This is a genomic window from Pseudomonas sp. CFSAN084952, assembly GCF_009648855.1.
Taxonomy (GTDB): Bacteria; Pseudomonadota; Gammaproteobacteria; order Pseudomonadales; family Pseudomonadaceae; genus Aquipseudomonas; species Aquipseudomonas paracarnis.
Genome location: NZ_CP045767.1, coordinates 4,311,487 through 4,326,373, shown reverse-complemented (window position 1 = coordinate 4,326,373; position 14,887 = coordinate 4,311,487). Strand labels below are relative to the sequence as shown.

Below are 14,887 nucleotides of genomic sequence, written 5' to 3'. Positions count from 1 at the left end.
GACCCAAGCCCGCGCGTAGAATTCACCGCCGCGCAATATCCGAAAAGTAAAACTTATCCAGCGTATGCCGCGACTCGGTGTACTCGAACTGCCTCCCGTCCTGCAAAAACGTCTGGTTACTCACCACGATCACATGGCTTTGCCCATCAAGGTCCAGATGCGCCTGGTCGTCTTTGCTGCGCGGCAGGGCTTCGATGGTGCGCTGTGCGTAGCTGATCTGCAGCTGCAACGTTTGCTCGATAAACGCGTAGATCGACTGCTCGGCAATCGAGTGGTCCAGGCCGGGGATCAGGTCGGCGACGAAGTGGTTGATGTCGAGAATCACGCGTTTGCCACCGATGCGCCGTACGCGTTTGACGCGAGTGATCAGCGTGCCGGGCTCGGCTTCGATGTGTTGCAGCAGGGAACCTTCCAGAGGGATCTGGGTGAATTCGACGACGTCAGTGTGTACGTCATCGCCCAGGTCGGCGTGGGTCTCGTGGAAGCTGACGATACCGCCCAACTGAAACTCGATCGGGTTGGGCGATAGCACGAAGGTGCCCTTGCCATGGATTTTTTGCGCAAAGCCACGCTCCTGCAACTGCTCGATGGCGCGGCGCACGGTGCCACGGCTGGCCTGGTAGGCGTCCATCAGTTCGGTTTCGGAGGGAAGGCGCGTACCGCGTTGCAGGCGCTCGGTGGTGATGCTGGCAAGCAGATCCGTATAGATCTGGTTGTATTTGCTCATGGGATGGCTCTTGCCCGGCGTTATGAAGGTGGACTGCGCGTTCAAGGCAGGAACCATAGTGGCAGAGGTGGGGTTTGTCCATTGGACAGCGGTGCGAGCCGGGGAAAAATCTGACAGAAAGCTCGCAGGCATAAACAAAAATGTAACTCGTACAGACGAGTTGTTGATTTAACTCGTACAGACGAGTACTTTTCCCTCCTCGGCGTGCTGCCAACGACTGCCACCCATAAAAACAATCACAGTGGAAAACGAGCATGAGCCACGACTATTCAACGATTGCCCGCGAGATTCTCGACAACCTCGGGGGCCGCGAAAACCTTGAGCAGGCCGCCCATTGCGTGACCCGCCTGCGCCTGGCGCTCAAGGACCCCAGCCTGGTCAACAGCAGTGCCCTGAACCAGGTCGATCTGGTCAAGGGCTCGTTCTTTACCGGTGGCCTGTTCCAGGTGGTGATCGGCCCCGGCGAAGTGGAAAAGGTCTACGCCGCCCTGCGCGAGCTGACCGGCCTGGCCGCGTCGACCATTGCCGACGTCAAGAAAGCCGGCGGCGACAAGACCAACCCCATGCAGCGTCTGGTGCGGGTGTTCTCCGATGTGTTCATGCCGATCCTGCCCGCGCTGATCATTGCCGGCCTGTTGATGGGCGTGAACAACCTGATGGGCGCCAAGGGCATGTTCATCGAAGGCAAGACGCTGCTGGAGGCCTACCCGAACCTGGATGGTCTGTGGAGCCTGATCAACCTGATGGCCAACACCTCCTTCGTGTTCCTGCCGGCACTGGTGGGCTGGTCGGCGGCCAAGCGGTTCGGCGGCAGTGAAATCCTCGGCATCGTGCTGGGCCTGATGCTGGTGCACCCGGACCTGCTCAACGCCTGGAACTACGGCAAGGCGGTTGCCGGCCTCGACGGCCAGAGCCTGCCGTACTTCGATATCTTCGGCTGGTTCCAGATCGAGAAAGTCGGTTACCAGGGGCAGATCCTGCCGATCCTGATGGCGGCCTTTGTCATGAGCGTGATCGAAAAGTGGCTGCGGGCGCGGGTGCCGAATGCTATTCAACTGCTGGTGGTGCCGATCACCACTATCGTCGTCACCGGCTTGCTGGCCCTGGCGATTATCGGCCCGGTGACCCGTCACCTTGGCATCCTGATCACCGAAGGTTTGGTGACCCTGTTCGAGATCGCCCCGATGATCGGCGGCGCGATTTTCGGCCTGCTCTATGCGCCGCTGGTGATCACCGGCATGCACCACATGTTCCTCGCCGTCGACCTGCAGTTGATCTCCACTCAGGGCGGCACCTTTATCTGGCCGATGATCGTCATGTCCAACCTGGCCCAGGGCAGCGCCGCGCTCGGGGTGTTCTACATGACCCGCAATGCTCGGGACAAAAGCATGGCCTCCACCTCGGCGATTTCCGCTTACTTCGGCATCACGGAGCCGGCGATGTTCGGCGTGAACCTGCGCTTCAAATTTCCGTTCTATGCCGCGCTGCTGGGCTCGGCGCTGGGCAGCATTTTTCTGTCGTTGAACAAGGTGCAGGCCTCGGCCATCGGCGTCGGCGGGTTGCCCGGGTTTATCTCGATCGTGCCGAGCGCGATTCCGATGTTCGTGATCGGCATGGTCGTGGCGATGGTCGTGCCGTTTGCGCTGACGTGCATGTTGAGCATGAAGATCATTCGGCCTGGTTACCGGGTCGCCTGAAGATCGCTATCGCAGGCAAGCCAGCTCCCACAGTGATGTGTGAACACATTCAAGTGTGGGAGCTGGCTTGCCTGCGATGAGGCCGGAAGGGCCAGCACCCAACTCTACTGAAGGAACCCACCATGCAAACCTGGCAACACTCGGTGATCTACCAGATCTACCCCAAAAGCTTCCACAGCCACGCGGGTAACGCCACCGGTGACCTGTTGGGCATCGTGGACAAACTCGACTACCTCAAATGGCTGGGCGTGGATTGCCTGTGGGTCACCCCGTTCCTGCGTTCGCCCCAGCGCGACAACGGCTACGACATCAGCGACTACTACGCCATCGACCCCAGCTACGGCACTATGGCCGACTGCGACCTGCTGATCAGCGAAGCCGCCAAGCGTGGCATCAAGCTGATGCTCGATATCGTGGTCAACCACACCTCCATCGAACACGAATGGTTCCAGCAGGCGCGCAGCAGCCTCGACAATCCCTATCGTGACTTCTACATCTGGCGCGACCAGCCGAACAACTGGGAATCCAAGTTCGGCGGCTCGGCCTGGGAGTACGAAGCGCAGACTGGCCAGTACTACCTGCATCTGTTCGACCATACACAGGCCGACCTCAATTGGGACAACCCCCAGGTGCGCGCCGAAGTGTTCAAGATGATGCGCTTCTGGCGCGACAAAGGCGTGGGCGGCTTCCGCCTGGATGTGATCAACCTGATCTCCAAGCCCGCCGACTTCCCCGAGGACAACAGCGACGGCCGCCGCTTCTATACCGACGGCCCGAACGTGCACCAATACTTGCAGCAAATGCACCGTGAAGTCTTTGAAGGCCATGACCTTATCAACGTGGGCGAGATGTCATCCACCCGCCTGGAACACTGCATTCGCTACTCGAATCCAGCGTCTAAAGAACTGTCGATGACCTTCAACTTCCACCACCTGAAAGTCGATTACCCCAACCTGCAAAAGTGGGTGAAGGCTGACTTCGACTTCCTGCAACTCAAGCAGATTTTCTCCGACTGGCAGATGGGCATGCAGGCCGGCGGCGGCTGGAACGCGTTGTTCTGGTGCAACCACGACCAGCCACGGGTGGTCTCGCGCTTTGGTGACGACGGCCAATACCGCGTGGTCTCGGCCAAGATGCTTGCCACGGCGCTGCACTTTTTGCAGGGCACGCCGTATGTGTATCAGGGCGAAGAGTTGGGTATGACCAATCCAGGCTTCGACAGCATCTCGCAATACCGCGATGTGGAAACCCTGAACATCTTCCGCCTCAAGCGCGACGCGGGAGAGTCCGAAGCCTCGAGCATGGCGGCGATCATGCAGAAGTCCCGCGATAACGGGCGTACGCCCATGCAGTGGAGCACCGAAGCGAACGCGGGGTTCAGCCGCGGTGAACCCTGGATCGGCATTCCCGCGAATGCTGCGCAGATCAACGTCGCAAGCCAGATGGATGACACGGATTCGGTGCTGCATCACTACCGCAGGCTGATCGATCTGCGCCGTCGCGAACCGCTGATGAAGCAAGGCGTTTACCGCCCGATGCTGCAAGACCATCTCCAGGTCTGGGCGTACCTGCGTGAAGGCCACGGCGAGCGCCTGTTGGTACTCAACAACTTCTATGGATCGCCATGCGAGATCCAGCTGCCAGAAAGCGTGATCAACGCCGAGAGCGAGCAACGCCTGTTGATCAGCAACTACCCCGACTGCCCCCTGCGCACGAGCACTGTGCTGTTACGTCCTTATGAATCCTTCGTGCTGCACCTGACTGATTGAAATACCCCCTGCAGGAGCGAGCTTGCTCGCGAAGATCGTCAACGAAAACGCGCCCCTCCAGGTGTTGCGTGGAGGCAGGAAGTTTTTCGCGAGCAAGCTCGCTCCTACAGGGATCGCGTCATGCAAGACAGTAAGAAAAAACAATAAAAATAAAAGGAGCGTTTCATGAAAACAACAATAAAGCTGGGCCTTATTGCCTCCTGCCTCACGGTGCCTTTTGGCGCGCAAGCCCTGGAGTTTGCCGGGTATTTGCGCAGCGGCGTGGGCACGTCAACGGGCAGCGGCAAGCAGCAATGTTTCCAACTGCCGGGTGCGCAAACCAAATACCGCCTGGGTAACGAATGCGAGCAGTACGCCGAGCTGGAACTGCGTCAGGATTTGCTGACCCTCGACGACGGTTCTGTGTTCAGCGTCGATGCCATGGCGTCCCTCTACAACCGGTACGACCGCGCCCTGAAGTTCCAGGGTGAAAACAACGGCTCGGCGCGCATGCCGCAGATGTATGCGCAATGGTCCAACCTGCCCAGTCTCAATGGCGGTTCGCTGTGGGCCGGGCGGCGTTACTACAAACGTAACGACATCCATATTTCCGACTTCTACTACTGGAACCAGAGCGCCACCGGTGGTGGGATCGAGGACGTGTTGATCGGCGGCTTGAAATACAGCTACGCCCTGTCGCGCAAGGACAACCTGTACCAGAAGGAGTACGCCACCCGTCACGACTTCAACGTCGCAGGTTTCAAGACCAACCCCGGTGGCGAGCTGGAACTTGGCTTGAGCTACATCGCCAAGGCCGGTGGGCGTGACACCAACAGTGGCTGGGCGCTGACGGCGCAGCATGTACAAGCGGCCTTCCTGGGCGGCAAGAACAAGTTTGCCCTGCAGTACGGCGAAGGCCCTGGCACCGGCCTGGGTTACACCGGCAATACCACGCTGGACAAAAGCAGCAAAAGTTACCGCGCCGTGGAGTTCTTTGATTGGCAGGTGACACCGCGTTTCGGTGGACAAGTTGAAGCTGTGTACCAGAAAGATGTGCGCCCTGGGCGTCAGGATCAGAACTGGATGTCCCTGGGTGTACGCCCGGCGTATGCGCTCAGCGAGCAATTCAAACTGGTCACTGAGCTGGGGCACGATCAGGTCGAGGCCACCGGCGGTACGCGCAAATTGAGCAAATTTACCTTCGCCCCGACCTGGTCGCCCAAAGGCCCTGAGTTCTGGGCGCGGCCGGAAGTAAGGCTGTATTACACCTATGCGTCCTGGAATAAAGCGGCCAAGCGTGCGGCCAATGAGCTGGCGGCGGGCTCGGCTTTGTCCGACACCGGCGCCTATGGCACGGCGCGGCATGGGTCGAACGTCGGTGTGCAGGTCGAATATTGGTGGAAGTAATCCGCGCTTGTGTGGGAGCGGGATTGCTGTGGCGAGGGAGCTTGCTCCCGCTCGACTGCGCAGCAGTCGCAGGCTTTTGGGGGCGCTTCGCACCCCAGCGCAAGCAAGCTTGCTCGCCACAGCAAGCCCGCTCCCACCTTTGATCTTCGTCATCCTCAACCTTGCATCGACTCAATGATTTTTAAAGAACAACACAAACAGGTGAAGTCATGACCACATCTCAACCCCTGGAACTGCTGGCACCCTTGTCCGGGGTTTTGCTGGCGCTGGATCAGGTCCCCGACCCGGTATTTTCCGGCCGCGTGATTGGCGATGGCCTGTGCATCGACCCCACTTCGCAGACCCTCTGCGCGCCGTTGGCCGGGGTGGTCAGCAACATTCAGGACAGCGGCCACGCCGTCAGCGTCACCGCCGATAACGGTGTGCAGATATTGCTGCATATTGGCCTGGACACGGTGAACCTGGCGGGCCAGGGCTTCACCCGGCTGGTCGAGGAGGGCCAGCGGGTGGAGGCCGGGCAGCCGCTGATCGAATTCGATGCCGACTATGTGGCGCTCAATGCACGTAGCCTGCTGACGTTGATGCTCATTGTAAGCGGCGAGCCGTTTGTGCCGTTGGTGGCCGGTCAGGCGCTGGTCGAGTCCGGCCAGCCACTGTTGCAGGTCTCACCGGGGCAGATACCCGCAGAGGTGGACGAGGAGGAGGGCAATGCGCTGTTCTCCAAGCCAGTAACCCTGCCCAACGCCAGCGGCTTGCACGCCCGCCCTGCGGCGGTGTTTGCTCAGGCGGCGAAGGGGTTCAGTTCAAGCATATTTCTGCACAAGCAAACCCTGAGCGCGAATGCCAAGTCGCTTGTGGCGATCATGGCGCTGCAGACCTCCCAGGGCGACAGCGTGCAAGTGAGCGCGGCGGGGGAAGATGCCGAGGCGGCGATCCAGGCGCTGGTGGCGTTGTTGCTCGACGGCTGTGGCGAGACGCTGCCGGTAGCCGTCGAGAAAATCAGCAAGCCCGCTGCGTCGGCGTCTTCGGCGTCCGTGTTGCGAGGCGTCTGTGCGTCGCCGGGCTCGGCGTTCGGCCAGGTGGTCCAGGTGGCTGAACCGACGCTCGACATTCCCGAAGCCGGTGCGGGAGAAACCTTCGAACGTACCGCATTGGCCCGTGGCCTGCGGGCGGCAAACGAGGCGCTGCAAGCGTTGCAGGCCAAGGCGGCCGGCAGCGCCCAGGCCGAGATTTTCCGCGCCCACCAGGAACTGCTCGAAGACCCGACCCTGCTTGAACAAGCTCATAGCCTGCTGGCCGAAGGCAAGAGCGCGGCCTTTGCCTGGAATACGGCCACGGTGGCGACCGCCAGGCTCTTCGAAGGCTTGGGTAAAACGCTGCTGGCTGAGCGTGCGGCGGATTTGGCCGACGTCGGCCAGCGCGTGCTCAAGTTGATCCTGGGGGTGCCGGAGCGTTCCATGGAGCTGCCGGAGTGCGCCATTCTGGTCGCCGAACAACTGACCCCCTCACAAACCGCCGGCCTGGATACCAGCAAAGTGCTGGGCTTCGTCACGGTCGCCGGTGGGGCTACCAGCCACGTGGCCATCCTCGCCCGGGCCCTCGGCCTGCCATCCCTTTGCGGTGTACCCAGTCAAGTATTGGCCTTGGCCAACGGCAAGCGGGTACTGCTCAATGCCGATAAAGGCGAGCTGCAGCTGGAGCCGAATCTGGCTGAAATCGAGCAACTGCAGGCGGTTCGTCAACAGCAAAAGCTACGGCTGCAGCGTGAAGTGGCACAGGCCTCACAGGCGGCGGTCACCCGCGACGGTCACCACATCGAGGTCACAGCCAACGTCGCCTCATTGCAGGAAGTGGAACAGTCACTGACCCTGGGCGCTGAAGGCGTGGGTCTGCTGCGTTCGGAGTTCCTCTACCTGGAACGCAACCGTGCCCCGAGCGCAGAGGAGCAGGCCGACACCTACAGCGCCATCGCCCGCGCCCTCGGCCCCGAGCGCAATCTGGTGGTGCGTACCCTGGATGTGGGCGGCGATAAACCCTTGGCCTATGTACCGATGGAAAGCGAGACCAACCCATTCCTTGGCCTGCGTGGGATCCGCCTGTGCCTGGAACGTCCCGAACTGTTGCGTGAACAGTTGCGTGCGATTCTTGCCAGTGCAGGTTTGGCGCGGCTGCATATCATGTTGCCGATGGTCAGCCTGCTGTCGGAGCTGCATCTGGCGCGCAAAATGCTCGAAGAGGAAGCGCAGACGCTTGGCCTGAGTGAACTCCCCAAGCTGGGCATCATGATCGAAGTGCCGAGTGCGGCGTTGATGGCGGATGTGTTTGCGCCCCATGTGGATTTCTTCTCCATCGGCACCAACGACCTCACCCAATACACCCTGGCCATGGACCGCGATCACCCGCGCCTGGCCAGCCAGGCCGACAGTTTTCATCCGGCGGTGCTGCGGCTGATCGACATGACCGTCAAGGCGGCCCATGCCCACGGCAAGTGGGTGGGCGTATGTGGTGCGCTGGCATCCGAAACCCTGGCGGTGCCGGTGTTGATTGGCCTGGGCGTGGATGAGCTGTCGGTCAGCGTGCCGCTGATCCCCACCATCAAGGCCACCGTGCGCGAGTTGGACCTGCACGACTGCCAGATCATTGCCCGCCAAGTGCTGGGCCTGGAAGAAGCCGACCAAGTGCGCGAGGCCCTGCGCCTGTACCACGCGGCCACCGTTGAAACCTCACCTATCATGGAGCACTGAGCATGTTCGAGAAATTGCAGCGGGCGTTCTGGAAAGCCCTGACGCCTGATTTGGTGGCCGAGACGGTCACGCCGACGACGCCGAGCCTGTTGTCGGCCGATGTGGTGAGTGCATTGGGCGGGGAGGGTAACGTGACGTCACAGCAGCGCGTGGCACTCACGCGGGTGCGCGTGCAATTGCGCGAGGCGGGGCGTTTGGATGAGTCGGCGTTGAAGGCCGCGGGTATACCCGCCGTGATGGTACTGCCGGGCGGCGTGCTCCACCTGCTCACCAGCCTATAAGGCGACGATGATCAAATGTGGGAGCCGGGCTTGCCCGCGATAGCGGTGTGTCAGGCGCCGAATACCTTGACTGTCAGGCCGCCATCGCGGGCAAGCCCGGCTCCCACAGAGATTTGCTGTGTGCGGGCTGTCGTGATCAGAGTTGCGGGCTGTCTTGCGGTGGCTTGGTCTTGTCCACGCCCGGCACATGCAGGTTGCCTTCCACCACCTGGTTACCTTCCAGCTGCGGCTGGGTTACCCAGGTGAGGATGTCGTAGTAACGCCGGATGTTCGCGACAAAATGTACCGGCTCGCCGCCGCGGGCGTAGCCGTAGCGGGTCTTGCTGTACCACTGCTTCTGCGACAGGCGTGGCAGCATCTTCTTCACGTCCAGCCACTTGTTCGGGTTCAGGCCTTCTTTTTTCGCCAGGATGCGTGCGTCGTCCAGGTGGCCGGTGCCCACGTTATAGGCGGCGAGGGCGAACCAGGTGCGGTCGGGCTCGGCGATCTTTTCGTCCAGCTCATCCTTGATTCTGGCCAGGTACTTGGCGCCGCCCATGATGCTCTGCTTGGGGTCCAGGCGGTTGGACACGCCCATGGCTTGCGCGGTGTTCTGGGTCAGCATCATCAGGCCGCGCACGCCGGTCTTGGAGGTGACCGTGGGTTGCCACAGCGATTCCTGATAACCAATGGCTGCCAGCAGCCGCCAATCGACTTTCTCGGCCTTGGCATACGCACGAAAGTGTTTCTCATACTTGGGCAGGCGCTGTTGCAGGTGCTGGGCAAAGGTATAGGCGCCGACATAGCCGAGTACATCGACGTGCCCGTAGTAGCGGTCCTTCAGGCGTTGCAAGGTGCCATTCTTCTCGACCTTGTCCAGGTAACTGTTGATCTCGTTGAGCAGGCTGTTGTCGTCGCCTGCTGCCACGGCCCAGCTTTGATTGCTGGCATTGCCGAGGTCGAAGGCCACGCGCACGTTGGGGAAGTACACCTGGTTCATGGCCACTTCGTTGGAGTCCACCAGGGTCAGGTCGATTTGCCCTTCGTCGACCATGCGCAGCAAATCCACCACCTCAACGGCATCGGATTCTTCGTATTCAATCGCCGGGTTCTGTTTTTTCAGCGCCGCCAGTTGTTCAGCGTGGGTGCTGCCCTTGAGCACCATGATCTTCTTGCCCACCAGGTCGGCGGCATTGGTGGGACGCGATTGGCCGTTGCGGTAGATAATCTGTGGGGTGACTTCAAGGTACGGGTGGGAGAAGCGCACCTGCTGCTGGCGCTGGTCGCTGCTCACCAGGCCGGCGGCGGCGAGTACCGGGCCATTGGGTTTGCCCAGCCGGCTGAACAGGTCGTCGAGGTTGTCGGCCGTCTCGATTTCCAACTTCACCCCCAGGTCGTCGGCAAAGCGCTTGACCAGTTCGTATTCGAAGCCGGTCTCACCGTTGCGATCCTGGAAATACGTAGCGGGACTGTTGCGAGTGACCACCCGCAATACGCCATCCTCCTTGATTCGCTCCAGTGTGCTGGGTTTATCAACACAGGCACTGAGCATCAGGAAGAGCAAGGTGGCGATGAGCCATTTGACGCATCGCAGGCGCGAAACAGTTGGGAAGAACATCTGCGCAGTATACGCAAACGGCTCACGGCGCCATATCTCGACAGCGGCGCACTTGTCTGCTAGCCAGCGTAAAACTGTGCTGCAGCCCGCAGAAACGGGGCTTGGCGAGCGATTGTGACGGTTAAAATAACTGCGCCCAATGCCCTGCATCACGCCGTGATCGCAGGCAAAGCGTGCCAACTGACGTTCGGCGGCGGCCACCGGTAGCGTTTCGGGTGCCGTTGGCGAAGGTTTACGCTAGAATGCACGGCCTCAAAGCACACCCCTTCCCGAGGCTGTCCCGAAGATGTTGATCCTGCGCGGCGCTCCTGCCCTTTCTGCCTTTCGCCACAGCAAACTCCTTGAGCAACTGAGCCAGAAGGTTCCAGCTGTTACAGGCCTGTACGCTGAATTTGCTCACTTCGCCGACGTAACCGGCGTCTTGACCGCCGACGAACAGCAAGTGCTGGCACGCCTTCTGAAGTACGGCCCAAGCGTTCCCGTTCAAGAGCCGACTGGCCGCTTGTTCCTGGTTCTGCCACGGTTCGGCACCATCTCGCCCTGGTCGAGCAAGGCCAGCGACATCGCCCGCAACTGCGGCCTGGACAAAATCCAGCGCCTGGAGCGTGGGATCGCCTTCTACGTCGCCGGGCAGTTCAGCGACGCCGAGGCCGAGCTGATCGCCAGCAGCCTGCACGACCGCATGACCCAGATCATCGTCAGCCAGCTGGAACAGGCTGCCGGCCTGTTCAGCCATGCCGAACCCAAGCCGCTCACCGCGATTGACGTGCTCGGCGGTGGCCGCGCCGCCCTCGAGAAGGCCAACACCGAACTGGGCCTGGCCCTGGCCGAAGACGAGATCGACTATCTGGTCAACGCCTTCACCGGCTTGAAGCGCAACCCCCACGACATCGAACTGATGATGTTCGCCCAGGCCAACTCCGAGCACTGCCGTCACAAGATCTTCAACGCCAGTTGGGACATCGACGGCCAAAGCCAGGAAAAAAGCCTGTTCGGCATGATCAAGAACACCTACGTGATGCACAGCGAAGGCGTTCTGTCGGCTTATAAGGACAACGCCTCGGTCATCGTCGGCTCCGTCGCCGGTCGCTTCTTCCCGGACCCGGAAACCCGCCAATACGGCGCGGTGCAGGAGCCGGTGCACATCCTGATGAAGGTTGAAACCCACAACCACCCGACCGCGATTGCCCCGTTCCCGGGCGCAGCCACCGGTTCAGGTGGCGAAATCCGTGACGAAGGCGCCACCGGCCGTGGTGCCAAGCCCAAGGCGGGCCTCACCGGTTTCACCGTGTCCAACCTGCAGATCCCGGGCTTTGAACAGCCGTGGGAAGTGCCGTATGGCAAGCCTGAGCGCATCGTCACGGCGCTGGACATCATGATCGAAGGCCCGCTGGGCGGCGCCGCGTTCAACAACGAATTCGGGCGACCAGCGCTCACCGGCTACTTCCGGACCTTCGAGCAGTCCATCACCACCCCGCGTGGCGATGAAGTGCGCGGCTACCACAAGCCGATCATGTTGGCCGGCGGCATGGGCAACATCCGTGAAGAACACGTCAAGAAAGGCGAGATTCTGGTCGGCTCCAAGCTGATCGTGCTCGGCGGCCCGGCGATGCTGATCGGCCTGGGCGGCGGTGCGGCCTCTTCCATGGCCACCGGCACCAGCTCGGCAGATCTGGACTTTGCTTCCGTACAGCGCGAAAACCCTGAGATGGAACGCCGTTGCCAGGAAGTCATCGACCGTTGCTGGCAGTTGGGTGACAAGAACCCGATCAGCTTCATCCACGACGTCGGCGCTGGCGGTTTGTCCAACGCCTTCCCGGAACTGGTCAACGATGGCGACCGTGGTGGCCGTTTCGAGCTGCGCAACATTCCAAACGACGAGCCGGGCATGGCCCCGCACGAAATCTGGAGTAACGAATCCCAGGAACGCTACGTACTGGCCGTCGGTCCTGAAGACTTCGCACGCTTCCAGGCCATCTGCGAACGCGAGCGTTGCCCGTTTGCCGTGGTCGGCGAAGCCACTGCCGAGCCGCAACTGACCGTCACCGACAGCCACTTCGGCAACAGCCCCGTGGACATGCCGTTGGAAGTGCTGCTGGGCAAGGCCCCGCGCATGCACCGTTCGGCCAACCGTGAAGCTGAACTGGGCGATGATTTCGACCCAAGCACGCTGGACCTGGCCAACAGCATCGAACGCGTGCTGCACCATCCGGCCGTGGCGAGCAAAAGCTTCCTGATCACCATCGGCGACCGCACCATCACCGGCCTGGTTGCCCGTGACCAAATGGTCGGCCCATGGCAGGTGCCGGTGGCCGACGTTGCCGTCACCGCCACCAGCTTCGACGTGTACACCGGTGAAGCCATGGCCATGGGCGAGCGCACGCCGCTGGCCCTGCTGGACGCTCCGGCGTCGGGCCGCATGGCCATTGGTGAAACCCTCACCAACATCGCTGCCTCGCGTATCGGCAAGCTGTCCGACATCAAACTGTCGGCCAACTGGATGTCCGCTGCCGGCCACCCGGGTGAAGATGCGCGCCTGTACGACACGGTTAAAGCCGTCGGCATGGAGCTGTGCCCGGAACTGGGTATCACCATTCCGGTGGGCAAGGACTCCATGTCCATGGCCACCCGTTGGAACGAAGACGGCACCGACAAGAGCGTCACGTCGCCGCTGTCGTTGATCGTTACCGGTTTCGCGCCGGTCACCGACATCCGCCAGACCCTGACCCCGCAACTGCGCATGGACAAGGGCACCACCGACCTGATCCTGATCGACCTGGGCCGTGGCCAGAACCGCATGGGCGCCTCGATCCTGGCGCAAACCCACGGCAAGCTCGGCAAGCAGGCCCCGGACGTCGACGACGCCGAAGACCTCAAGGCCTTCTTCGCCGTGATCCAGGGCCTGAACGCCGACGGCCACCTGTTGGCTTACCACGACCGTTCCGACGGTGGTTTGCTGACCAGCGTTGTCGAAATGGCCTTCGCCGGTCACTGCGGCTTGAACATCGTGCTCGACAGCGTTGCCGAGGATGCTGCCGAAATCAACGGCATCCTGTTCAACGAAGAGTTGGGTGCGGTGATCCAGGTGCGCCAGGACGCTACCCCAGACGTGCTCGCGCAGTTCAGCGCCGCTGGCCTGGCCGAGTGCGTGGCGGTGATTGGCCAGCCGATCAACAACGGCGAAGTCAATATCTCCTTCAACGGCGACACGGTCTTTACCGGTCAGCGTCGTTTGCTGCAACGCCAGTGGGCCGAGACCAGCTATCAGATCCAGCGTCTGCGCGACAACGCCGACTGCGCCGAGCAGGAATTCGACGTGATCCTGGAAGAAGACAACCCGGGCCTGAGCACCATGCTCAGCTTCGACGTCAACCAGGACATCGCCGCGCCTTACATCAAGAAGGGCATTCGCCCACAGGTTGCCGTACTGCGTGAGCAAGGCGTCAACGGTCAGGTGGAAATGGCGGCGGCGTTCGACCGCGCCGGCTTCAATGCGATCGACGTGCACATGAGCGATATCCTCGCCGGTCGCGTTGACCTCAATGAGTTCAAAGGCCTGGTGGCCTGCGGTGGTTTCTCCTACGGCGACGTGCTGGGTGCCGGTGAAGGCTGGGCCAAGTCGGCCCTGTTCAACAGCCGTGCCCGCGATGCGTTCCAGGGCTTCTTCGAACGCAACGACAGCTTCACCCTGGGTGTGTGCAACGGTTGCCAGATGATGTCCAACCTCAGCGAACTGATCCCGGGCAGCGAGTTCTGGCCGCACTTTGTGCGTAACCGTTCCGAGCAGTTCGAAGCCCGTGTCGCCATGGTGCAGGTGCAGGAGTCCAACTCGATCTTCCTGCAGGGCATGGCCGGTTCGCGTATGCCAATCGCCATCGCCCACGGTGAAGGCCACGCCGAATTCAGCAGCGAAGAAGCGCTGCTTGAAGCCGACCTGTCCGGCACCGTGGCCCTGCGTTTCGTCGACAACCACGGCAAGGTCACCGAGAGCTACCCGGCCAACCCGAACGGCTCGCCGCGCGGGATCACCGGCCTTACCAGCCGCGACGGCCGCGTGACCATCATGATGCCGCACCCGGAGCGCGTGTTCCGCGCCGTGCAAAACTCGTGGCGCCCGGAAGAGTGGAACGAAGACGGCGCCTGGATGCGCATGTTCCGCAACGCTCGCGTGTGGGTGAACTAAGGCCGTGTACAAGCTCGCCTTCTTCGTACCCGACAGCCATGTGGAGACGGTAAAAACCGCCGTCTTCGCAGCCGGCGGCGGGCGCATCGGCGACTACGACAGCTGCGCCTGGCAAGTGCTGGGCCAGGGCCAATTCCGCGCGTTGGACGGCAGCCAGCCGTTTATCGGGCAGGTCGGCCAGGTTGAAGTGGTTGAAGAGTGGAAGGTTGAGCTGGTGGTGGCGGATGAGTTGATTGCGGCTGTCGTGGCTGCTTTGAAACTCAGTCACCCGTATGAGACACCGGCGTATGAGGTGTGGCAGTTGGCGGATTTTTGATCGGCTGGCTGCATAAACAAGAAACCCGCTGGGCCAGTTTGGTCAGCGGGTTTTTTGTTGGCTGTGAAGGCCTCATCGCGGGCAAGCCCGGCTCCCACAGTTTGATCGTGTTGTCCTGTCATGCATCAACCCACTGTGGGAGCTGGCTTGCCTGCGATGGCGCCGGTGTAGGCGCCTCAGAACTTTC

The 14,887-nt window shown here is 61.5% G+C and carries 9 protein-coding genes; 7 read left to right on the top strand and 2 right to left on the bottom strand.

All coding sequences use genetic code 11. The annotated features are described in order from the left end of the window. Positions 1 to 22: 22 nt before the first annotated feature. The gene (gene treR / locus GH769_RS19615; RefSeq protein ID WP_020301373.1) at positions 23 to 727 is read right to left on the bottom strand and encodes a trehalose operon repressor; all 705 of its coding nucleotides are present in this window, start codon (positions 725 to 727) and stop codon (positions 23 to 25) included. A 254-nt stretch (positions 728 to 981) separates the two neighbouring features. Between treR and treP the strand changes: the two genes are divergently transcribed. The 5 genes from treP (at position 982) to GH769_RS19590 (ending at position 8,604) form a co-directional block, all read left to right on the top strand. Then, entirely contained in the window at positions 982 to 2,424 is a 1,443-nt protein-coding gene (treP, locus tag GH769_RS19610; protein WP_032903682.1) for a PTS system trehalose-specific EIIBC component, read from the top strand. A 122-nt stretch (positions 2,425 to 2,546) separates the two neighbouring features. Further along, positions 2,547 to 4,193, top strand: a complete 1,647-nt coding sequence (gene treC / locus GH769_RS19605) for an alpha,alpha-phosphotrehalase (RefSeq protein WP_032903684.1) — start codon at positions 2,547 to 2,549, stop codon at positions 4,191 to 4,193. A gap of 165 nt (positions 4,194 to 4,358) precedes the next feature. Then, on the top strand, positions 4,359 to 5,579 hold the full coding sequence (locus tag GH769_RS19600) for a carbohydrate porin (protein ID WP_019817230.1): 1,221 nt from the start codon (positions 4,359 to 4,361) through the stop codon (positions 5,577 to 5,579). Positions 5,580 to 5,788: 209 nt separating this feature from the next. Beyond that, positions 5,789 to 8,323 carry a phosphoenolpyruvate--protein phosphotransferase gene (gene ptsP, locus GH769_RS19595; protein WP_032903685.1) on the top strand — a complete coding sequence of 845 codons (2,535 nt, stop codon included), beginning with the start codon at positions 5,789 to 5,791 and terminating at the stop codon, positions 8,321 to 8,323. A gap of 2 nt (positions 8,324 to 8,325) precedes the next feature. Continuing rightward, entirely contained in the window at positions 8,326 to 8,604 is a 279-nt protein-coding gene (locus tag GH769_RS19590; protein ID WP_019817232.1) for a PTS transporter subunit EIIB, read from the top strand. A gap of 136 nt (positions 8,605 to 8,740) precedes the next feature. Here GH769_RS19590 and mltF read toward each other — a convergent pair whose 3' ends face one another. Beyond that, positions 8,741 to 10,201, bottom strand: a complete 1,461-nt coding sequence (gene mltF / locus GH769_RS19585) for a membrane-bound lytic murein transglycosylase MltF (protein WP_020301369.1) — start codon at positions 10,199 to 10,201, stop codon at positions 8,741 to 8,743. Between the two features lie 286 nt (positions 10,202 to 10,487). Between mltF and purL the strand changes: the two genes are divergently transcribed. Together purL and GH769_RS19575 are read left to right on the top strand one after the other, a co-directional pair. After that, on the top strand, positions 10,488 to 14,384 hold the full coding sequence (purL, locus tag GH769_RS19580; protein ID WP_014719797.1) for a phosphoribosylformylglycinamidine synthase: 3,897 nt from the start codon (positions 10,488 to 10,490) through the stop codon (positions 14,382 to 14,384). A 4-nt stretch (positions 14,385 to 14,388) separates the two neighbouring features. Continuing rightward, positions 14,389 to 14,700 (top strand): NIF3 1, encoded by a 312-nt coding sequence (locus GH769_RS19575; protein WP_014719796.1) that lies wholly within the window; start codon positions 14,389 to 14,391, stop codon positions 14,698 to 14,700. The last annotated feature ends 187 nt before the right edge of the window (positions 14,701 to 14,887 follow it).